The organism is Massilia sp. 05N420 (genome assembly GCF_056397205.1).
On the sequence record NZ_JBFTMX010000232.1, the window covers coordinates 1 to 396 of the forward strand.

The 396-nt window shown below is 65.2% G+C and carries 1 protein-coding gene; it reads right to left on the reverse strand.

Annotated features, from left to right (window positions below; genetic code table 11):
• Window positions 1-364 (reverse strand): transglutaminase family protein (locus AC1DIX_RS28105; protein ID WP_477328660.1); only part of this gene is annotated, 364 nt, incomplete at its 3' end.
• Window positions 365-396 lie beyond the last annotated feature (32 nt).

Sequence of the window (396 nt, forward strand, 5' to 3'; positions counted from 1 at the left end):
CCTCATAAGCGGGCAGAACCATCTCCGGTTCGATCGCCAGCTCCCGCGCGATCGCCGTCAGAAGCTTTCCGGCGTCGTCGGCGGTGACGCCGGCATCCGTACCTTCGGTTGCGATGAGATCGGGATTTTGCCAGATCGGCAGGCCGTCCTTGCGCCAGTAGAGCGAGAAGGTCCAGCGCGGCAGGCTTTCGCCCGGATACCACTTGCCCTGGCCGTAATGCAGGAAGCCGCCGGGGGCGAAGCGCTCGCGGAGCTTGCGGATCAGCACATCGGCCTTTTCGCGCTTGGTCGGACCGACGGCGTCGGTGTTCCATTCGGCGGATTCGAAATCGTCGATGGAGACGAAGGTCGGCTCGCCGCCCATGGTCAAGCGGACGTCCTGCGCCTGAAGGACGC